At 75.2% G+C, this 19,683-nt stretch carries 16 protein-coding genes; 6 read left to right on the forward strand and 10 right to left on the reverse strand.

Translation table 11 applies throughout. The features are described from left to right. Positions 1-332: 332 nt before the first annotated feature. Positions 333-974 carry a class F sortase gene (locus ACFV3E_RS32400; RefSeq protein ID WP_500538004.1) on the forward strand — a complete coding sequence of 214 codons (642 nt, stop codon included), beginning with the start codon at positions 333-335 and terminating at the stop codon, positions 972-974. Between the two features lie 30 nt (positions 975-1,004). Here ACFV3E_RS32400 and ACFV3E_RS32405 read toward each other — a convergent pair whose 3' ends face one another. Further along, entirely contained in the window at positions 1,005-1,793 is a 789-nt protein-coding gene (locus tag ACFV3E_RS32405) for a glycerophosphodiester phosphodiesterase family protein (RefSeq protein ID WP_500537891.1), read from the reverse strand. Further along, positions 1,790-2,470 carry a membrane protein YczE gene (yczE, locus tag ACFV3E_RS32410; RefSeq protein ID WP_500537892.1) on the reverse strand — a complete coding sequence of 227 codons (681 nt, stop codon included), beginning with the start codon at positions 2,468-2,470 and terminating at the stop codon, positions 1,790-1,792. Before yczE ends, ACFV3E_RS32405 begins: the two co-directional genes overlap by 4 nt. A gap of 98 nt (positions 2,471-2,568) precedes the next feature. Here yczE and yczR point away from each other — a divergent pair, with 98 nt between their 5' ends. After that, on the forward strand, positions 2,569-4,059 hold the full coding sequence (gene yczR / locus ACFV3E_RS32415) for a MocR-like transcription factor YczR (protein WP_500537893.1): 1,491 nt from the start codon (positions 2,569-2,571) through the stop codon (positions 4,057-4,059). An 87-nt stretch (positions 4,060-4,146) separates the two neighbouring features. Here yczR and ACFV3E_RS32420 read toward each other — a convergent pair whose 3' ends face one another. Continuing rightward, on the reverse strand, positions 4,147-4,533 hold the full coding sequence (locus ACFV3E_RS32420) for a hypothetical protein (protein ID WP_499515581.1): 387 nt from the start codon (positions 4,531-4,533) through the stop codon (positions 4,147-4,149). Between the two features lie 228 nt (positions 4,534-4,761). Further along, positions 4,762-6,081, reverse strand: coding sequence for a M28 family metallopeptidase (locus tag ACFV3E_RS32425; protein WP_500363602.1), 1,320 nt, complete (start codon positions 6,079-6,081; stop codon positions 4,762-4,764). 167 nt (positions 6,082-6,248) lie between these two features. On the opposite strand from ACFV3E_RS32425, the gene ACFV3E_RS32430 reads away from it, so the two are divergent. Further along, positions 6,249-6,626: an RNA-binding S4 domain-containing protein gene (locus tag ACFV3E_RS32430; RefSeq protein ID WP_499515583.1), complete on the forward strand. Its 378-nt coding sequence runs from the start codon at positions 6,249-6,251 to the stop codon at positions 6,624-6,626. Between the two features lie 17 nt (positions 6,627-6,643). Here ACFV3E_RS32430 and ACFV3E_RS32435 read toward each other — a convergent pair whose 3' ends face one another. The 3 genes from ACFV3E_RS32435 to ACFV3E_RS32445 all read right to left on the reverse strand — a co-directional run bounded on the left by ACFV3E_RS32435 (position 6,644) and on the right by ACFV3E_RS32445 (position 12,790). Next, entirely contained in the window at positions 6,644-9,037 is a 2,394-nt protein-coding gene (locus ACFV3E_RS32435) for an ATP-binding protein (RefSeq protein WP_500537894.1), read from the reverse strand. 736 nt (positions 9,038-9,773) lie between these two features. Beyond that, on the reverse strand, positions 9,774-12,086 hold the full coding sequence (locus ACFV3E_RS32440; RefSeq protein WP_500537895.1) for an ABC transporter permease: 2,313 nt from the start codon (positions 12,084-12,086) through the stop codon (positions 9,774-9,776). Next, entirely contained in the window at positions 12,083-12,790 is a 708-nt protein-coding gene (locus ACFV3E_RS32445) for an ABC transporter ATP-binding protein (protein ID WP_499515586.1), read from the reverse strand. The genes ACFV3E_RS32440 and ACFV3E_RS32445 overlap by 4 nt, the downstream gene beginning before the upstream one ends. A 161-nt stretch (positions 12,791-12,951) precedes the next feature. On the opposite strand from ACFV3E_RS32445, the gene ACFV3E_RS32450 reads away from it, so the two are divergent. Next, the gene (locus ACFV3E_RS32450; RefSeq protein ID WP_500537896.1) at positions 12,952-13,842 is read left to right on the forward strand and encodes a sensor histidine kinase; all 891 of its coding nucleotides are present in this window, start codon (positions 12,952-12,954) and stop codon (positions 13,840-13,842) included. Continuing rightward, the gene (locus ACFV3E_RS32455) at positions 13,839-14,552 is read left to right on the forward strand and encodes a response regulator (RefSeq protein ID WP_500537897.1); all 714 of its coding nucleotides are present in this window, start codon (positions 13,839-13,841) and stop codon (positions 14,550-14,552) included. The genes ACFV3E_RS32450 and ACFV3E_RS32455 overlap by 4 nt, the downstream gene beginning before the upstream one ends. Positions 14,553-15,052: 500 nt before the next feature. Here the strand turns inward: ACFV3E_RS32455 and ACFV3E_RS32460 are convergent, their stop codons facing one another. Beyond that, positions 15,053-15,496, reverse strand: coding sequence for a YchJ family protein (locus tag ACFV3E_RS32460; RefSeq protein WP_500537898.1), 444 nt, complete (start codon positions 15,494-15,496; stop codon positions 15,053-15,055). A 116-nt stretch (positions 15,497-15,612) separates the two neighbouring features. Between ACFV3E_RS32460 and ACFV3E_RS32465 the strand changes: the two genes are divergently transcribed. Further along, positions 15,613-16,491, forward strand: a complete 879-nt coding sequence (locus ACFV3E_RS32465) for a DcsG N-terminal domain-containing protein (protein WP_500537899.1) — start codon at positions 15,613-15,615, stop codon at positions 16,489-16,491. Positions 16,492-16,494: 3 nt separating this feature from the next. Here the strand turns inward: ACFV3E_RS32465 and ACFV3E_RS32470 are convergent, their stop codons facing one another. After that, on the reverse strand, positions 16,495-17,256 hold the full coding sequence (locus tag ACFV3E_RS32470) for a uracil-DNA glycosylase (protein WP_500537900.1): 762 nt from the start codon (positions 17,254-17,256) through the stop codon (positions 16,495-16,497). Between the two features lie 138 nt (positions 17,257-17,394). After that, the gene (locus tag ACFV3E_RS32475; RefSeq protein WP_500537901.1) at positions 17,395-19,641 is read right to left on the reverse strand and encodes an MMPL family transporter; all 2,247 of its coding nucleotides are present in this window, start codon (positions 19,639-19,641) and stop codon (positions 17,395-17,397) included. Between the last annotated feature and the right edge of the window lie 42 nt (positions 19,642-19,683).

Consider the following 19,683-nt stretch of genomic DNA (forward strand, 5'->3'; position numbering starts at 1 on the left):
CTCCGGCTGCGCCTGCCGCGAAGCCGCCCGCGTCGGCTCCGGTGAGGCCTCCGGCTGCGCCTGCCGCGAAGCCGCCCGCATCGGCTCCGGTGAAGCCACCGGCTGCGCCTGCCGCGAAGCCGCCCGCATCGGCTCCGGTGAAGGCGGCACCGGCTCCGGCGAAGTCACCCGCCTCGGCTCCCGCGAAGCCGCCGGCCCGGCCCGCCGGCAAGGGCTCCCGTCCGGTCGCCGATGCCGCACCGGCCCGAGGCGGGACCGCGGAGCAGACCCGGCGTCAGCCCCTGCGCCGTCCCGGCCGTCCGGCCGGCGGTGCCGCCAGGCCTCCCCGGCAGCTGAAGCTCACGCGGCGCGGCCGCGGCGCGGTCGGGGTGCTGGTGTGCTCGGTCCTCGTCGCCGGGGTGGTGCTGACCTTCCAGGGCTTCGCCGGGATGGACGGTCCGCCCCAGCCGTCCGCGGCCTCCGCGGCGCTGTCCGACGCGGCGGGGATCAAGGCGCCGCCGCCGCTCCCGCCGGCCCAGCCGACACGCATCCGCATCCGCTCCGTGAGCATCGACGCGCCGATCATGAACGTGGGGCTGGACAGCCGCGGCGTGATCGCGGCCCCGCCGCTCGAGAAGGCGGGCGAGGCCGCCTGGTTCAAGGACTCGGTCAGCCCGGGGGCCCGGGGCTCCTCCGTCATCGTGGGGCACGTCGACAACGAGAGCGGGCCCGCGGTCTTCTACAGCCTGGGGGCGCTGAAGAAGGGCTCGACCATCGACGTCGTCCGGGACGACGGCACCACGGCGATCTTCACCATCTACGGCATCGAGGTGTTCACCAAGGCCGAGTTCCCCGCCAAGCGCATCTACGCGGACACCAATGACCCCGAGCTGCGCGTGATCACCTGCGGCGGCACCTACAGCAAGGACTCGGGGTACTCGGGCAACGTCGTGGTCTTCGCCCGTATGTCCAAGACGAAGGAGGCCAAGGTGTGACGGGTGCCGGCGGGCGACGGGTACCGGCCGTCAGGTCCAGGCCCCGCGTTCGGTGTACACCGCGCGCAGGGCCTCCAGCCGGTCCGTCATGATCCCGTCCACGCCCAGGTCCAGCAGGGCGCGCATCCGGGCCTCGTCGTTGATCGTCCACACGTGTACCTGCAGGTCCAGTCTGTGCGCCGCCGCGAGGAACGCGGGGTCGACGACCCGGATGCCGTACGCCTGCTCGGGCACCTGCACGCACACCGCGCCGCGCCGCCGCGCCGCGGCGAGGAGCAGCCGCGCGGCGGCCCGGCCGCCGCGCGAGAGCAGCCGGAGCTCCGCCACGCCCCGGGTGCCCAGCGAACTGGCCAGCCGCGGGCCGCCCAGCGCGCGGGCCCGGACCAGCCGGGCCTCGGAGAACGAGCCCACGCACACCCGGTCCCAGGCGTCCGCGCGGCGCACGGCCTCCACCAGGGGCTCGACCGCCGCGTCCGACTTGGTGTCCACGTTCCAGCGGGCGTCCGGGAACTCCTCCAGCAGTTCCTCGAACAACGGCACCGGCTCGCGGCCCGCCACGCGGGCCCGGCCCACCTGGCTCCAGGGCAGGTCCGCGATCCGCCCGCGCGTGTCGGTGACCCGGTCCAGGGCCGCGTCGTGGAACGCGACCAGCATGCCGTCCGAGGTCAGGTGGACGTCGGTCTCCAGGTAGCGGTAGCCGAGGTCGACGGCCCGCCGGAAGGCCCAGGCGGTGTTCTCCAGGCCGTCCGCCGTGCCTCCGCGGTGGGCGAAGGCGATCGGGGCCGGGCTGTCCAGGTACGGATGGCGTATGGCACTCACTCCGGCAGTATGGCGCGCCCCTCCGGCGTGTCCGCCACCGGCCGCCGCCCACGGGCGACGACCACGGATTCGTCCTCCGGCCGCGACCGCGGCAGCTCGAACAGCCGCAGGAAGAACTGGGCCAGCGGCCCGATCGACACCGCGTAGACGACCGTGCCGATCCCGACGCTGCCGCCGAGCACGAAGCCGACCGCCAGCACGGTCACCTCGATCGCGGTGCGCACCAGGCGGATCGAGCGGCCCGTGCGGCGGTGCAGGCCCGTCATCAGGCCGTCGCGGGGGCCGGGGCCGTACCGGGCGGTGATGTAGAGGCCGGTCGCCACGCCGTTGAGCACCACGCCCGCCACCAGCAGCGGGATCCGCACGCCGAGACCGTGCGGCTGGGGCAGCAGGGCGAGGGTCGCGTCCATCGACAGGCCCACGACGAAGACGTTGGAGACGGTGCCGAGGCCCGGCCGCTGCCGCAACGGCCACCACAGCAGCAGGACGAGCGCGCCCACCGCCACCGAGACCAGGCCGATGCTGACCCCGGTGTGCCGCGAGATGCCCTGGTGGAGGACGTCCCACGGGTCGAGACCCAGCGCGGCGCGCACCTGCAGGGCCGCGCTCGCGCCGTAGAGGGCCAGTCCTGCGTACAGGTGCAACAGGCGGCGTGCGGTTCTGGATTGGCCCTCCATGGGACCCCCCTATGGCCATGACGAGTGGATGCGCGACACTATGTGGCATGGTCCTGGGAGAAATCCATGGCCAATATGCGGAAGGTGGACCGGAAACCATGTCGCAGTGGACCGCAACGGTAGGGGTCACTCATCTCGCGCGCCTGCTCGAGCCCCGTCCGGCGCAGCGTGCCACCGGCCGCCGCGTCCCCGCCTACCGGGGGCTCGCCGACGGCATCCGGGTCCTGGTCCTGGAGGGACGCGTGCCCGTGGCCGCGCGGCTCCCCGCGGAACGCGAGCTGGCGCTCGCCCTGGCCGTCAGCCGCACCACCGTCGCCGCAGCGTACGAGGCGCTGCGCGCCGAGGGCTTCGCCCGGTCACGGCGCGGCGCCGGCACGTGGACCGCCGTCCCTGAGGGCCACGCCCTGCCGACCCGCGGCTTGGAGCCGCTGCCCCCGGACGCCGCGGGCACCGTCATCGACCTCGGCTGCGCGGCGCTGCCCGCCCCCGAGCCGTGGCTGACGCGTGCGGTCGAGGGCGCCCTGGCCGACCTGCCGTCCTACTCGGCCACCCATGGCGACTTCCCCGCGGGACTGCCCGTGCTGCGCGAGGCCATCGCGGCCCGCTACACCGCGCGCGGCATCCCCACCCTCCCCGAGCAGATCATGGTGACCACCGGCGCCATGGGCGCCATCGCGGCCGCCGTGCGCCGCCTGGGCGCCCCCGGCGAGCGTGTCGCCGTCGAGTCGCCGAGCTACGCCAACGTCCTGGAACTGCTGCGCGAGAACGGCGCCCGGCTCGTCCCGGTCGCCATGCGCGAGGGGCTCGGCGGCTGGGACCTCGACGCCTGGAAGCGCGTCCTGCGCGACGCGGCACCCCGCATGGCCTACGTCATGCCCGACTTCCACAACCCCACCGGCACCCTCGTCCCCGACGACCAGCGCCGCGCCCTCGTCGAGGCCGCCCGCGCCGCCGGGACCGTCCTCGTCGCCGACGAGACCATGGCCGAGCTGCCGCTCGACGCCGCGGCCTCCGCGCCGCGCCCGATGGCCGCCTTCGACCGCGGCGGCAGCGTCATCACCGTCGGCTCCGCGAGCAAGGCCATCTGGGCCGGGCTGCGCATCGGCTGGGTCCGTGCCGCGCCCGACGTCGTACGCCGCCTCGTCAGCGCCCGCGCCTACCTCGACCTCGGCTCGCCCGTCGTCGACCAGCTCGCCGTGGCCTGGCTGCTGCGCACCGGGGCGTGGGACGACGCGGTCGCGGCCCGTCGCGAACGGGCCCGCGCCCACCGCGACGACCTCGTGGCGGCGCTGCGCGAGCGGCTGCCCGACTGGGAGTTCGCCGTCCCGTCCGGCGGCATGACCATGTGGGTGCGGACCGGCGACGTCTCCGGCTCCCGCCTCGCCGTCGCGGGCGAGCGCCTCGGCGTCCGCGTCCCCTCGGGTCCGCGCTTCGGCGTCGACGGCGCCTTCGAGGGCTACGTCCGGCTGCCCTTCACCGTCGGGGGGCCCGTCGCGCGTGATGCCGTCGAGCGCCTGGCGGCGGCCGCGCAGACCGTCCGCGACGGAGGCGGCTCCGAGGGCGAGGGCACCGGGCTCTTCGTGGCGTGACGTCGCCTGACGTGGCCTGATGAGCCCCCGGACAGGAGCCGGGACGGCTCGCCTGGCGAGCCGTCCCGGGCGGGGACGCCGTACGGCTCAGCGGCCGTCGGGGAGCTCGGTGAGGCGGAGGCGGAGCTCGACCTCCTGGTCGCCGGAGACCGATCCCTGCTCCTCGAGGCGGAAGGAGTCGCCGAGCACCTTCTTGACCTCGCGTACGTGGCGGGGCCCGCCGGAGAGGTCCGCGGTCAGGGAGCCGTCGAGGTGGACGGGGCCGAGTTCGTGGCCGTGGCTGCGGGTGTCGACGGAGGCGGCCCACACGGTCGGGTGGGAGGACCCGGGGCGGGGCTCCACGGCCTCGGTGAGCGACTCGCCGGGACGTGTCGGGAAGGCGGCCTCCAACGCGCCGAGCACGGCTCCGGCGTCCTGCCGCTCGCAGCCGGTGAGGAGGACGTCGACGTGGGAATTGGTGTGATGACTGCTCATCAGCGGTTCTCCTCTCGCGGGAGGCCCGGCACGGTGCGTCCGGCACCGCAAGCCGCGCCCCTCTTCAGCGTAGGACGGTGACCGGGTACCCGCAGCGGGCGCCCCGCGCGCCCGGCGCGTAGAGCGAGGGCGGGGTCACGTTCCGTCGTGGCCCACGTGGGCGGCGCCCGCGATGGTCCGGGTGGCGGCCCCCTGCGTGGGAACGGGGGCCACCACCGGCGCGGGCGGCTAGAAGGTCAGCTTCCAGCTGTTGATGTAGCCGGTGTCCTGGGAGGCCACGTCCTGCACGCGCAGCTTCCACGTGCCGCCTGCGACCTCGCTCGAGGCGTTGACCGTGTACGTGGCGATGACGTTGTCCGCGGAGTCGCTGCTGCTGGAGTTCTTCAGCCGGTAGCTGCTCCCGTCCGGGGCGACCAGGTCCACGACGAGGTCCCCGCGCCAGGTGTGCCGGATGTCCACGCCGACCGCGAGGGCCGCCGGGGCGTTGCCGCTGATGCCGCTGACGGTGATCGAGGACGTCACGGCCGCGCCGTTGTCGGGGACGCTGACGTCCGCGGTGTTCTCGAAGACCGTGCCGGGCGGGGGAGCGGTGGCGGTGCCCAGGGTCCAGATCGCGTTGGCGATCGCGTCGCTGTTGTTGTCCAGCGCGGTGTCGTTGATGTTCGACGCCGTGTCGCAGGAGGAGTGGTAGCAGCGGTCGAAGGCCTGCCCGGCCGTGCCGCCCCACTTCTGCGCCTGGGCCGAGGTCTTGGTGTAGTCGGCGCCGGAGAACAGCCCGCCGACCGGGATGCCGGCGTTCTTGAAGGGCGCGTGGTCGGAGCGGCCGTCGCCCTCGGTCTCGATCTCGGTCGCGATCCCCTTGGCGGTGAAGAAGTCCTTGAAGACCTTCTCCAGCGCGGCGTTGTCGTCGTAGACGAAGTAGCCGGGGTTGGGCGAGCCGATCATGTCGAAGTTCAGGTAGCCGTCGATCTTGGCCCGGTCGGTGGTGGCCAGGCCGTTGACGTACGCCTTGGAGCCGATCATGCCCAGCTCCTCGGCGCCCCACCAGCCGAACCGCAGGTGCTTCGTGGGCTGCAGGTTCTCGCGCGCGACGGCCAGGGCGGTCTCCAGGACCGCGGCGGAGCCTGAGCCGTTGTCATTGATGCCGGGCCCCGCGGTGACCGAGTCGAGGTGCGCCCCCGCCATGATCACGTGGTTGGTGTCGCCGCCGGGCCAGTCGGCGATCAGGTTCCAGCCGGTGGCGCCGCCGGAGGTGAACTGCTGGAGCGCGGTGGTGTAGCCGGCGGCGTCCAGCTTGGCCTTCACGTAGTCGATCGAGGCCCGGTACCCGGCTCTGCCGTGGGCACGGTTGCCGCCGTTGGCGGTGGCGATCGACTGCAGCTGGCTCAGGTGCGCCTTGACGTTCGCCACCGGGATGTCGGGAGCGGCCGCGAGGGCGGCGGGCCGTGCGGAGGCGGGTGTCGCTGACGCGGGTGTCGCGGAGGCGGTGAGCAGGGCCGCGGCAAGCGCGGTGGCGGCCCCGGCCGCGACGATCTTGAATGCGGGCACAGGTCACTCCGGTGTGTGGGGGATGGAGTTGCGCGGGACTGTGCGGGCGGTACGGAGGCACGTTTGACGTGTGCATGCCTGGGCGCATCCTGTGGGCCGCGGGGCCTTCCGTCAAGAGCGCATACCGGACGCCGCGTTCCGGGAACCGGGCGCGCTAGGGTCGTGGCATGGCTGACGACGAAGGCCCTGTGCGGGTCGACGCCTGGATCTGGTCCGTACGGCTCACCAAGACGCGCTCCATGGCCGCCACCGCATGCCGTGCCGGGCACGTGCGGGTCAACGGCGAGCGCGTCAAGCCCGCGCACGCGGTCCGCCCCGGTGACGAGGTGCGGCTGCGAGGTGCGGGGCACGAGCGGATCGTCGTCGTCACGCGCCTGGTGCGGAAGCGGGTCGGCGCGGCCGTCGCCGCGGAGTGCTTCGTCGACAACAGCCCTCCGCCGCCCACCCCCGAGCAGGTGCCGGCCCCCGTCCTCCGCGACCGCGGCACGGGCCGGCCGACCAAGCGGGACCGGCGGGACATGGAGCGGCTGCGCGGCACGCGCTGAGACGGGGCGGTCGGCGGTCAGCCCGTGGCGGTGGCCGGGAGGCCGAGGGCGGTGAGACGCGCGCGTGCCTCGTCGAGCTGCGGCCAGCCGTCCGTTCCGGCGAGCAGCGCCTCGCCGGAACGCTGCTCCCGGGCGGCGCCCGCGGGGTCACCCGCGAGGGCCAGGGCCTCGGCCAGGTGCAGCCGGCACAGCCCCTCCGCCACGGGATGGCGCAGACCGCCCAGCACCGTGAGGGCGGCCTCGAACTCCCGGACCGCCGCGGCGGGATCGCCCAGCAGGACGAGCAGACCACCGAGGTCCCCGTGGGCGGAGGCGGTCCCCGGCGCGTTGCCCAGCTCCTCGAACAGGCGCAACGCCGTACGGTGACAGGCCAGCGCGGTCGCCGTGTCCCCCTCCTCGCGGGCTACCAGGCCCAGGCCGCCCAGACCGTACGCCTCGCCCAGCCGGTTGCCGGCGCGACGGTGGACCGCCACGGCCTCCTCCGCCGCGGCCCGGGCCTCCGCGACGCGGCCCAGCCGCAGGTACGCGGCCGCGGCGAGCCCGCGCAGCTGGGCGTACGCGGGTGAGGAGCCCGCGCCGTCCGCCAGCAGTGCCAGCGCCCGCTCGGCTTCCCGCGCGGCCTCGTCGAACTCCCACCGCACCAGGTGCACCGTGGCCAGTTTCCCGAGTGCGTCGGACTCGTCGGGGGGCATGCCGAGCGCGCGGTACAGATCCCGCGCACGGCGCAGGTGGTGCAGGGCCTCGGCGGTTCCGCCCGTCTGCCGCAGTACGTCCCCGAGGTGGCGGTGCGCGTCCGCCTCCCACTTGGTGTCGCCGGTGCGGCCCGCCAGCTCCGCCGCCTCCCGCAGCAGGGGTGCCGCCTGCTCCAGGTTGCCGTCCGCGCCGTGGATGGAGCCGATGACCAAGGCGGCGCGCGCGGTGACGTGTGCGTCGCCGGCCGCCCGTCCGGCATCCTCGGCCGCCTGCCAGACCCGCAGCCGCTGCGCGTGGTAATGCTGCAGGTGCCAGCCGTGCTCGGCGGCCTCGGCCAGCCGGAACACGCGCTCGGGAGCGCCGGCCGCGGCGCCCTGCCGGGCGACCGCGGCGAGGTTGGCCGCCTCGTCCGCGATCCAGCGGGGCGGGTGGTCCCGGGCGGCGTCCGCGTACCAGTCCAGGAGGCGTTCGGTGATGCGGTCCGCGGAGCCCGGTGGCTCCTCCGCCGCGAGCCGTTCGCGGGCGAAGAGCCGGATCAGGTCGTGCAGGCGGTACCGCTCCCCGCCCGCGCCCTCCACGAGCTGCGCGTCCACCAGGCGGTCGAGCCCGTCACGCGCCTCGGACCCGCCGGTCCCGGCCAGCGCGGCCGCCGCCCCCACGGGGAACTCCCCGCCCGGGAAGGCGCCGAGCCGCCGCAGCAGGCGGCGGTCCCGCGGGGCCAGGTCCTCGTAGGCGGTGCCGAGGGTGGCGCGGACGGCCCAGGCGCGGAAGTGGAGTTCGTCCAGCCGGGTCCGTTCGTCCGCCAGCCGCCGGGCGAGTTCGGCCACCGCCAGCCGGGACCGGGCGGCGCGCGCGCCCGCCACCCGGATCGCCAGCGGCAGCCCCCCGCAGGCCCGGACCACCGCCGCGGCGGCCTCCGCGTCGGCCGCGCCGCCGTCCGATCCGCTGACGCGGGCCAGCAGCACCAGGGCGTCGGCGGTGCCGAGTGGCGCGAGCTCGAACGCGACCGCCTCGGGCAGATCGGCCGGCAGCGGGCGGCTGGTCACGATCGCCACACATCGCGGGCCCGCGGGCAGCAACGGCCGTACCTGGGCGGCGTCCTGGGCGTCGTCCAGGACGACCAGCAGCCCGCGGTCCGCCACCAGGCTGCGGTAGCGCGCCGCCAGGGCCTCGGCGTCGCCGTACGGGGCCGGTTCGGCGTCGCCGAGCGCGGCCAGGAACCGGGCGAGCGCCTCGTCCGGGGGCATCGGATCGCCGCGCCCCGCGCCGAGGTTCACGTACAGCTGGCCGTCCGGATACGCCGCGCGCAGCAGGTGCGCCAACCGGTTGGCCAATGTCGACTTGCCGACTCCCGGGGGGCCGGCGATCGCCACCACCCGGGCGCCGCCCGCGATCGCGGCCCGCAGCGCCGCCTCGTCGGCCTCCCGTCCGGTGAAGTCGGCGACCTCGGGCGGTAGTTGCGCGGGGGTGCGACGCGGGGCCGGATCCGTTGCGACCGCGGCGGACGGCGCCGCGGGGAGTTGGAGACGCTGCTGCCACAGGGCCAGCCCGGCCGCGGCGACCGCACCCGCGCCGACCGCGGGCCAGGCCCAGGCCGCCAACGGGCGGAGCGCGGGCGGCAGGACGCCTCCCGTGGCGACGTTCACCGCGACGGCCAGGGCCACCGACACCACGCCCGACGCCAGTGCCAGCAGCCCGAGCACCCAGCCTCGCCGCACCGCCCCACCCCCAAGACCACCGCCGCCCGGTCCCGCGCAGGATCCCGCGAACCCCACCCCTCGCGGAAGTGCCCCGCCCCACGGAGGCGCGGTGCGTCCGGGCACCGGCATGCCCGGGGAACGCGGTTGCCGCCCGCCGACGCGCGCGCCCGACGCATCGGCAGGGCACCCAAGGTGCCGGTGGCTTCGTCGAGCACGGCCACGGGTGGAGTCGCGCGTGAGCGATGGATCGGTGGAGGCGTCGGCGCCCGCACGGTACCCGTGGCCGGCATCGCCATGCAGGCCACAGCCTCGGCCCGAGGTATGCCTTGGATCCGCCAACGCCTGGTCCTACGCGGGTCAACGCGTCGGGAGCGGTCGCGCAGGCCGCACGTGGGGTCTGTCGGCACCCCCGGCTCTGTGATGCGGCGCAGGTACCCGGCCCGGCGCTGGGGCGACGCCGGGGCGTGCTGAACGCGCGGCGGGCCGCCGGTGGGCCGACGCTTGGAGACGCCCGACGCGCCCCAGGTGCTGACCACTGTGCGCGATCGCGGACGGGACCCGACACGGGGATTTACGTTGTTCCCGGCTGGTTGTTGCCGGGGCACCTTGTGCGGCCGGCAGGTGGGCCTGGGCCAGGCGATGCCTGCGGGAACCCGCCATCCCGGCTTCGGGCGGGCCCACGCCGGGTGCCCCTTCCCCGGCCGGCGGCAGGGGCTCCCGGCGTGGGGCGCGGGGGCGGCTCGCGGGCGCGCCGTCACTCGTTGTGCAGGACCTGCGCGATGGTCAGGCGGGCCGCACGGCGGGCGGGGAGGTACGCGCCGAGGACCGCGATGGCGATGCCCGTCAGGGCGAGGGCGGTCAGGGCCGGGGGGTGCCAGACGTCCGTCATGTACGGGGGGAGGGTGAGGTCGACCGCGTCCACCATGCGCGGGACGACCTGCCGGTAGCCCCAGATGCCCAGCGGGACGCCGAGTGCGGAGCCGAGGGCGCCGAGGGCGGCCATGGAGATCGTCATCATCACCGTGACCTGCCGCGGGGTCATCCCGATGGACTTGAGCATGCCCAGGTCGCGGCGCCGGTCGCGGGTGTTGAGGACGACCGTGTTGAAGACGCCGAGCGACGCGACGACGGCCAGCATCGCGGTGAGCACCGAGGCGGAGCCGACGACGGTGTGGGTGATGGCGTTCGGGCCCGTGACGGCCGGGCTGACGCCCGGGTCGGCGGCCGCGGCCGCGCGGGCGTAGGCCGCCGGGTCGGTGCCGTCGCGGAGCTTGACGTGGTAGGCGATGGGCTTCTCCTCGGGGGCGAGCGCCGTGAACGTCGGCCAGTCGACGACGAGCAGTTCGCCGTTGCTCTCCATGAACGCGCCGACGACGGTCACCTCCTCGCTCCGGTCGCCCTTCCGCAGCCGCACGTCGTCGCCGACGCGCACGCCCGACTGCCGGAGCCAGGCCGTCCCCGCGACGACTTCTCCGGCCCGTTGCATCCAGCGGCCCTCGGTGAGCACGCCGTCCAGTTCGGGCCCGTCGCCGCGGCGGCCCTCGAGCATGGCCTTGCGCGTGGAACCGGCGACCGTCACTTCCGCGTCCCCCCGGGCCGTGATCCCTGCGACTCCCGGCAACGAGCCGAGCAGGGAGTCGAGTTCGGGGTCCGTGTGTTCCGGGTCGACGACCTCGCCGTGCCGCACGTTGCTCGCGTACACGGTGACCTGGTACGCGTCCCGGCCCGCGCTGCCGAACCGGGTCATCGTCGTGGCCAGGCCGGACGCGAACGTCACCGTGGTCACGCCCAGGACCACCGCGGCCACCGTGAGGGTGCTGCGGCCGGGCCGGGCGAACGGCAGCCCCAGGCCGAGGCTCACCGAACGCGGCAGCCGGCTGCCGGCCAGGCGTCGCTGGACGCCCAGGGCGCGCCCCGCCCGCGGGGCGGTGCCCGCGCTGATCGCCCGCGCCGCGGAGAGCCGGTGCGCGCGCAGCGAGGGGGCGAGCGCGGCGAGGACGCAGACGGCCGGCATGCCGAGCAGGGCGAGCACGTTCACCCACGGCGCGATGCCGACGCTGTCGTGGAACACGCCCGCGTCGGGTCCGGTGAACGTGAACTCGAAGAAGGGCCCCGCCAGCAGGTTCCCGGCGACCACGCCGACGGCGCAGCCCAGGACCGCGGGCGCGGTCACCATCACCAGGTACACGGCGAGCACCTGTCCCGGTGTGAACCCCAGGGCCTTGAGGATGCCGATGTGCCGGAAGCCGGAGATCACGGCGCCGCTCACCACGTTGGCCACGATCAGCACGGACACCACGATGCCGAGGATGCCGAAGGCCATCAGGTACGGCGCGTACGCCCGCGCCGCCCCACCGATCCGGTGCTTGAGCGTGAGGTACGACTGGGAACCGGCGAGCGCGCCCTGCGGGAGCCGTGCGGTCACCGCCCCGAGCTGCTCGCGGAGCCCGGCGTCCGACGACGCGTCGGAGAAGCGGAGGAGCAGCTGCGTGGTGGCCGGGTGCAGCGCGTCGATCTGGGCGGGCGCGACCCAGGCGTCGGCGGTGCGGCTCAGGTCGAAGGCGAAGCCCACGATGGTGAGCGTGGGACCGGAGGGGACCGGGATGCGTTTGCCCAGGTCGTCGGCGGTCCAGTCCGGCTGCCGGTTGAGGACCACCTCGCCGGGCGCGGTCGCCCAGCGGCCCGCCCAGAGGTCCAGCCGGTCCACCGCCCCGCCCGGCTCCGCCCGGCCGACGACGGTGACCTCGCCGAAGACCCCGTACTTGGCGGTGTCCCGCGGGAGCTCGACCGTGGCCTGCGGGAACGGTCCGGAGACGGCCTCGACGCCGGGTTCCCGTGCCGCCTCGGCCAGTTGGGCGTCCGAGGTCCTGGACCGGTCGAACGCGGCCACGACATGGGGTCCGTGCTGCTTGCCGAAGGCCTTGTCGAAGGGCGCGGAGGCAGCGTCGACCAGTCCGAGCGCGACGACGATCGCCCCCGTCGAGGTCAGGGTGACCAGCGCGATGACGAGGGTCTGGAGCCTGCGCCGCCGTACGGCCGCCCGCGCGGCCCGCCACACCGCCCTCATGCGGACGGCTCCAGGGTGTGCTGCCCGGTCACCCGGCCGTCGGCGAGGGTGACCAGGCGGCTGGCGCAGCGGCGTGCGAGGTGCTCGTCGTGCGTGACCAGGACGAGCGTCTGCCCGATCTGGTTGAGGTCGAGGAGCAGGTCCATCACCTGCTCGCCCGCGCGGCTGTCCAGGGCGCCGGTCGGCTCGTCGGCGAGCAGCAGGGCGGGCCGGTTCATCAAGGCGCGTGCCACGGCGACGCGTTGCCGTTCGCCGCCGCTCAGCACGGCCGGATAGGCGTTCGCGCGGTCCGCGATGCCGAGTTCCTCGAAGAGTTCCAGGGCGCGGCGCCGGGCCGGCCGGGCGGGGGTGCCGGTCAACTGGGCGGCGAGCGCGACGTTGTCCAGCGCGGACAGGTCGTCGACGAGGTTGAAGAACTGGAAGATCATGCCGATGCGGCGCCGCCGGTACAGGGCGAGGCCCCGCTCGCTCAACCGCCCCACGTCCTCGCCGTGCACCAGCACCGTGCCGGACGTGGGCCGGTCCAGGCCGGCGATCATGTTGAGCAGGGTGGACTTGCCGCACCCCGAGGGGCCCATCACCGCGACCGCCTCCCCGGCGCGGATCTCCAGCGTGACGCCGTTCAGGGCCGTCGTCTCGCCGTATTCCTTGCGTACGCCGTCGAGCCGTACGACGGTCTTCCCGCTGCTGTCCTCAGTGACCATGCACAGGACGCTAGGGGCGCGGCGCGGCCCGGACATCCCTCCCCGGATGGCACCTTGCCGGGGATCTCATCCTGGGGATGCAGGAACCCTGCATCCAGGGGCTGATGCGTCCGGGGTGGTCGTCTGCGAAGGTGATCCCGTGGCGAAGGGGGGAGCCGGACGTGCTGGTCGTGGCCCTGGGGGTGGCGTGCTTCGCCGCCGTGTGCCTGGCGGTGGCCCTGGTGCGCATGCGGCGCCGCTGGCAGGCGGCCGTGGGGGAGCGCGGCTGGCTGCTGGAGCGGGAACGGGAGAGCGCGGCGCGCGCCGCGGTGGCGGCCGAACGGGACCGGATCGCGCGGGAGTTGCACGACATCGTCAGTCACAACGTCAGCCTCATGGTGGTCCAGGCCGGGGCGGCGCGTGAGGTGCTGGGCACCATGCCGGACGAGGCCGCGGCGGCGCTCCGGGCGGTCGAGGACGCGGGGCGCGGTGCCATGACCGACCTCCGGCACCTGCTGGGACTGCTGGCGCCGTCCCCGGACGGCGTGGACGGCGTGGACGGCGAGGACGCCGGGGCCGGGGAGTCTGCTCCGGATGGGCCCGGCGACGAGGGCGTCGAGGCGCTGGCCCCGCAGCCCGGCCTGGACCGGCTGGGGGCGCTCGTCGACCGGGTCTCCTTCGCCGGGCTGCCCGTCGAGGTGCGCGTCTCCGGCGAACCGCGCCCCCTGCCGCAGGGCATCGACGTGACGGCGTACCGCATCGTCCAGGAGGCGCTGACCAACGCGCTCCGGCACGGCGACGGAGGGAAGGCGGAGGTGACGGTGCGGTACGCGGAGCGTGCGTTGCGCGTCGAGGTGCTCAACACCGGCCCCAGCGTGCTGAACGGAGCCGGGAGCGCGCAGCCCGCGCAGTCCGCCCCGGCCCGCGCCGTGGCGCGCCGCCGTGAGGGCACCGGACGCGGTCTGCTGGGCCTGCGCGAACGGGTCGCGGTGTACGGGGGAGACCTGGACGCCCGGCGCCGCCTCGGCGGCGGTTACCGGGTCAGGGCGCGCATCCCGCTGGACCGGCCGTGACGGCGGCCGCGGACGGGGCGGCCCCCCGCGTGCTGATCGCCGACGACCAGACCCTCATCAGGACGGGCTTCCGGCTCATCCTCACCGCGCGCGGCATCACGGTGGCCGGCGAGGCCGCGGACGGCGTGGAGGCGGTCGCCGAGGCACACCGGCTGCGGCCGGACGTCGTGCTGATGGACATCCGCATGCCGGTCATGGACGGCCTGGAGGCCACCCGCCGCATCCTGGAGCGGACCCCGCAGTGCCGGGTGCTCATCCTGACCACCTTCGACCTGGACCGCTACGTCTACACGGCGCTGTCGGTGGGGGCGAGCGGCTTCCTGCTCAAGGACGTCACCCCGGAGCACCTGGCGGCGGCCGTACGGCTGGTCGACACGGGGGACGCCCTGCTGGCGCCGTCGATCACGCGGAGGCTGGTGGAACGCTTCGCCTCCGGGGCCGCGGCCGCGCAGGACGGGCCTTCGGTCCACGCCGACCTCGCCGCCCTGACCCCCCGTGAGCTGGAGGTCCTCACGCTGCTGGGCGGCGGCCTGTCCAACCTCGAACTGGCCGCGGAACTGACGCTGAGCGAGGCGACGGTGAAGTCGCACGTCGCCCGCATCTTCGCGAAGCTGGCGCTGCGCGACCGGGCCCAGGCGGTGGTGCTGGCCTACGAGACGGGCCTGGTGCGGCCGCGCGGCCTCGGTGCCGGGGGCTCCCCGGAGCGGTGACCCCGCCGCCTTCGGACGGCCGGTGAGGCGCCCGGTCCGCGCAGCACCGTCGCCCCTCCGTAGCCCGTGTGCGGGTTGCTCGCTCCCCGCCCTCCCGCCGGCGTTCGGCCGGGGCGTCGGTGCTGCGACGGCATCGCCGGAAGTCGCTTGCTTCCTCGCCGGGGTGCCGCTCCAGGACCGAGCTCAGGCGATGGGCCGGCGGTAGTCCGCCGCGCGGACGGGTTCTCGCACGGCGAGGTGCCGCGGCGGCAGAGACGTCGCACGTCTACCACCTTCTTGCCCCGCTTGGTGTGTGCGACCGCGCCCCGGCAATGGTGCCGCCCCGTGGGGCGGGCGGACGGCATGCACGCCGGGAACCGCCGGGCGGTGGGCCGCAGTCGATGGTGACGCCGCCGGGGCTCCCGGAGCGATGAGCCCCGGCAGACGGGTCAGGTGAGGGGGCGGCCCGGGACGCTCGGCGCCGAGGGCTCCCCGGGCGGTGCGCCCTCGCCGCGACGCGCTCAGGGCAGGGGCGCCACGTAGACCCAGGCGCCGTCGTGGCGGACGAAGCGGCTGTTCTCCTCCATCGCGTCGTGCTCGCCGCGCAGGCTGTAGTGCGCGCGGAAGGCGACGGTGCCCTCGCTGTGGAAGGCGCTGCCGTCGGTCGTGGCGAGGATCTCCAGCCGCTCCCAGCGCAGGTGGTGGTCGAGGTCCAGCTCCGCGGGCCGGGTCTCCGGGTGCCAGGTGCGCAGTACGTACGCCGCGTCGTGCACCGCGTAGGCGCTGTAGCGGGAGCGCATCAGGGCCTCGGCGGTGGGGGCGGCGGCGTGGCCGCGGTGGTAGCGGCCGCAGCAGTCGCCGTACGTGGCGGGCAGCCCGCAGGGGCAGGGCGTGCCGGGGGAGTGCGGCACGGGACGGGAGTGCGGGCGCGGGGCGGAACGGCGGCCGGGGCGGGACTTGGGCATGCCGCCATTGTGCACGGCCGCCGTGGGCGTGCCCGGAGGCCCCGTGACCACCGGCGATTCCCCCCCCGGGTAGCCTGCGGGACGGCAAGATCTCCGCCCGACCCCGAGGAGCCCCCGTGCCGCAGCCGAGGATCGCCCTGGTGACCACCGCGCACCTTCCGGAGGGCACCGTCGACCGCGACCTGCCTGTGCTGCGGGACGCCGTCGCGGCGGCGGGCGCCGAGGCCGTGATCGTGCACTGGGACGACCCGGACGTCGACTGGGCCGGGTTCGACCTGGTGGTCATACGGTCGACCTGGGACTACACCGTGCGCACCGAGGAGTTCCTGGCCTGGGCCGACCGCTGCGGCGCCGCCACCACCTTGTTCAACCCGCCCGCGGTCGTGCGCTGGAATTCCGACAAGCGCTACCTCGGTGAGCTGGCCTCCCTCGGCGTGCCCGCGGTCGCCACCCGCTACCTCCCGCCGGGCGGCGGCACCGGCGGGCTGCCCGGCGACCGGGATTTCGTGGTCAAGCCCGCCGCGGGCGCGGGCGCCCGCTACGCCGCGCGCTACCGCCCCGGGCAGCACGAGGAGGCGCGGGCGCACGTGGCGCGGATGCACGAGGAGGGCTTCACCGCGATGGTCCAGCCCTACATGCCGCGGATCGACACCACCGGCGAGCGCGCCCTGGTCTTCCTCGGGGGCCGGTTCCTGCACGCCATCGCCAAGAACGCCGTGCTGTCCCCGGACACGCGCTACGACCAGCGCAAGGTCGCCCACCCCGGGGTGCGCCCCTGGATTCCGACCGAGGCCGAACTGGCCGCCGCGGAGCGGGCGCTGGCCGCCGTACCGGGCACGCCGGAGCTGCTCTACGCCCGGGTCGACCTGGTCGACGCCGAGGACGGCACCCCGTGCGTGATGGAGCTGGAGCTCATCGAGCCCAACCTGTTCCTGGCGGACCACCCGGGCTCGCTGCCCGTGGTCGCCGGCGCGATCGTGCGCGCCGCGGGCTGAGTCTCAGCGGGTCACGGGCAGCCCGGCACGCTCGGCGGCCGTCGCGAGGACCTCGCGCAGCATGGCGGGGGTGAGCCGCCCGGTGAAGGTGTTCTGCTGGCTGACGTGGTAGCAGCCGAACAGGTGCAGCGGAGGCTCCCCTTCCGCGGGGGCCGCCAGTTCCACGTGCGCGCCGTGCCCGAACCGGGGCAGCGGCCGCGGCAGCCGGTACCCCGCGCCGCCGAGCACGGGAAGCAGCGCCTGCCAGCCGAACGCGCCGAGGACGACGATCGCGCGCAGCGTGGGCCGCAGCAGTTCCAGTTCACGCACCAGCCAGGGGCGGCAGGTCAGCCGCTCCTGGGGGGTGGGCTTGTTGGCGGGCGGCGCGCAGTGGACGGGCGCGGTCACCCGTACCCCGTACAGCTCCAGGCCGTCGCCGCGTTCCGTGGAGGTGGGCTGGGAGGCCAGGCCGACGGCGTGCAGCGCCTCGAACAGCACGTCGCCCGAGCGGTCGCCGGTGAACATCCGGCCGGTACGGTTGCCGCCGTGCGCGGCGGGGGCCAGACCGACCAGGGCCAGCGCGGCGTCCGGCGGGCCGAAGCCCGGCACGGGACGGGCCCAGTACTCCCACCCGGCGTAGGCGCGGCGCCGGACCCGGGCGGTCTCCTCGCGCCAGGCGACCAGCCGCGGGCAGGCCCGGCAGCCGGTCAGCCGCTCGTCGAGCGCGGCCAGGTCCCCCGCACCGGGCGCGGCCAGGGCGGGGAAGTCCGCCGATTCCTGCTGCACCGTGCGCCGTCCCTTCACGGCCCGTACGGCGGTCGCAGGGCCCGCGCCCCACGCTACCCACCAGGCCCCCGGCCCCGCCGCAGGGGCGCGGCGGGGCCGGGGGAACGCGCCGGGGAGAGCGCGGGGTCGGGCGTGGGGTCAGGCGCGGGCCGGCTCCGGTTCCGCCGCCGTACCGGACGGTTCCGCCCCGTCCGCGGCGGGCACGGGGCGCAGCCCCTCGCCCTCGACGTCGACGTTCGGCAGGATCCGGTCCAGCCAGGACGGGAGCCACCAGGCGCGCCGGCCCAGCAGCGCCAGCACCGCGGGGACGATGGCCATGCGCACGATGAAGGCGTCGAAGAAGACCGCGATCGCCAGCCCGAACCCGATCGACTTGATCATCGCCTCGCCCGAGCCGATGAACCCGGCGAAGACGGCGATCATGATGACCGCGGCGGCGGTGACCACCCGGGCGCCGTGCCGGAAGCCGGTGACGATGGCCTGCCCGGGCCGCTCGCCGTGGACGTGCGCCTCGCGGATCCGGGTGACCAGGAAGACCTCGTAGTCCATGGCGAGGCCGAAGACCACGCCCACCAGGAAGATCGGCATCATCGACATGATCGGGCCGGTCTGTTCCACGCCCAGCAGGGAGGCCAGCCAGCCCCACTGGAAGACCGCGACGACCGCGCCGAGGGCCGCGGCCACCGACAGCAGGAAGCCGAGGGCGGCCTTCAGCGGGACGAGCACCGAACGGAACACGACGATCAGCAGTACGAAGGCGAGGCCGACGACGAGCGCCAGGTAGGGCAGCAGCGCGTCGGTGAGCTTCTGCGAGGTGTCGATGTTCAGCGCCGTGGTGCCGGTGACGGAGACCTTGGCACCGGTGCGCTCGGTGATCCCGTCACCCGTGGTGCGGATCGCCTTGACCAGGTCCTCGGTCTCGGCGCTGCTCGGCTTGGACGCGGGCACCACGTTGATGATCGCGGCGTTCCCGGCCTTGTTGAACGTCGCCGGGGTCACGGCCGCCACGTCGTCGAGGCCCTTGATGTCCGCGACGGCCTCCCGGACCGCGCCCCGGGGGTCGTCGGCGCCCTTGACGTCGGCGACCACGACGAGCGGCCCGTTGAAACCGGGGCCGAAGCCCTCCGACAGCAGGTCGTACGCCCGGCGCTGGGTCGTCGAGACGGGCTGGGAGCCGTCGTCGCCGAGGCCGAGTTCGATCGACGCGGCCGGCACGGCCACCGCGCCGAGCGCCGCGACGCAGACGAGCAGGACGGCGACGGGCCGCCGGATGACGAACCGGGCCCAGCGGGTGCCCATGTTGGGACGCTCGGTGGGGGGCCTGCGGTGGGCGTGGTGCGCGTTCCGTTCGCGGCGGCGGAACAGGCCCCCGGCGTCCGCCGGCCGGACGCGCCGGCCGGCGAGGCCGATGAGGGCGGGCACCAGGGTGAGGGCGATGAGGACGGCGATGACGACCGTGCCGGCGGCGGCCACGCCCATCTTCGTCAGCATCGGGATGTTGACGACCGACAGCCCCACCAGCGCGATCACGACGGTCAGCCCGGCGAAGACCACGGCGGAGCCCGCGGTGCCGACGGCGCGGCCGGCCGCCTCCTCGCCCTGCCGCCCCTCGGCGAGTTCGGCGCGGAAGCGGGACACGATGAACAGGGCGTAGTCGATGCCCACGGCCAGGCCGATCATCATCGCCAGGATCGAGGTGGTGGACCCCAGGTCGAGGGCGCTTGCGAGCGCGGTGATGGAGCTGACGCCGATGCCGACGCCGATCAGCGCCGTGACCAGGGGCAGGCCGGCGGAGACCAGCGAACCGAAGGTGATCACCAGGACGACGGCGGCGACGGCGATGCCGATCACCTCGGTGGACCCGGTCTCCGGGCTCGTCTGGAGCGCGTCACCGCCGATCTCCACGGTCAGCCCGCTGTCGCGGGCGTGCCCGGCGGCGGTCTCCAGTTCCTCGCGGGAGGAGTCCCGCAGCTCCATGCCGGGGACCTCGTACGCCACGCGGACGTAGGCGACGGTCCGGTCCTCGCTCACGGCCTTGGCCGTGTACGGGTCGTCGACGGAGGCGACCTCGGCGCCCTGCCGCAGCTCTTTCACGACCTGCCGGACGGCCTTCTTGTTGGTGCTCTCCGTCATCTTCCCGCCGGCGGGGGCCTTGAAGACCACGCGGGCGGTCGCGCCGTCGGAGCCGGCGCCGGGGAAGCGTTCGTCGAGGAGGTCGAAGGCCTTCTGGGACTCGGTGCCGGGCACGGAGAAGGAGGAGCTGCCCGCGGCGGGCGCGTTGGCGGCGCCGACACCGGCGAGGGTGAGCAGCGCCACCCAGATCAGGACGACGAAGTGCCGTCGCCGGAAGGCGAACCGGCCGGTCCGGTAGAGGAACGTGGCCACGGGGGCGTACTCCCTGTCGGGTTGGTGGGTCGGTGGAGGAGG

The organism is Streptomyces sp. NPDC059718, from assembly GCF_042733315.1.
Classification (GTDB): domain Bacteria; phylum Actinomycetota; class Actinomycetes; order Streptomycetales; family Streptomycetaceae; genus Actinacidiphila.

What these genes read in the sequence shown, in the direction of transcription:
- yczE (WP_500537892.1), bottom strand. Translation starts at nt 2,470, where the DNA reads ATGGAGGGCCAATCCAGAACCGCACGCCGCCTGTTGCACCTGTACGCA.
- yczR (WP_500537893.1), top strand. Translation starts at nt 2,569, where the DNA reads ATGTCGCAGTGGACCGCAACGGTAGGGGTCACTCATCTCGCGCGCCTG.
- ACFV3E_RS32420 (WP_499515581.1), bottom strand. Translation starts at nt 4,533, where the DNA reads ATGAGCAGTCATCACACCAATTCCCACGTCGACGTCCTCCTCACCGGC.
- ACFV3E_RS32430 (WP_499515583.1), top strand. Translation starts at nt 6,249, where the DNA reads ATGGCTGACGACGAAGGCCCTGTGCGGGTCGACGCCTGGATCTGGTCC.
- ACFV3E_RS32440 (WP_500537895.1), bottom strand. Translation starts at nt 12,086, where the DNA reads ATGAGGGCGGTGTGGCGGGCCGCGCGGGCGGCCGTACGGCGGCGCAGG.
- ACFV3E_RS32445 (WP_499515586.1), bottom strand. Translation starts at nt 12,790, where the DNA reads ATGGTCACTGAGGACAGCAGCGGGAAGACCGTCGTACGGCTCGACGGC.
- ACFV3E_RS32460 (WP_500537898.1), bottom strand. Translation starts at nt 15,496, where the DNA reads ATGCCCAAGTCCCGCCCCGGCCGCCGTTCCGCCCCGCGCCCGCACTCC.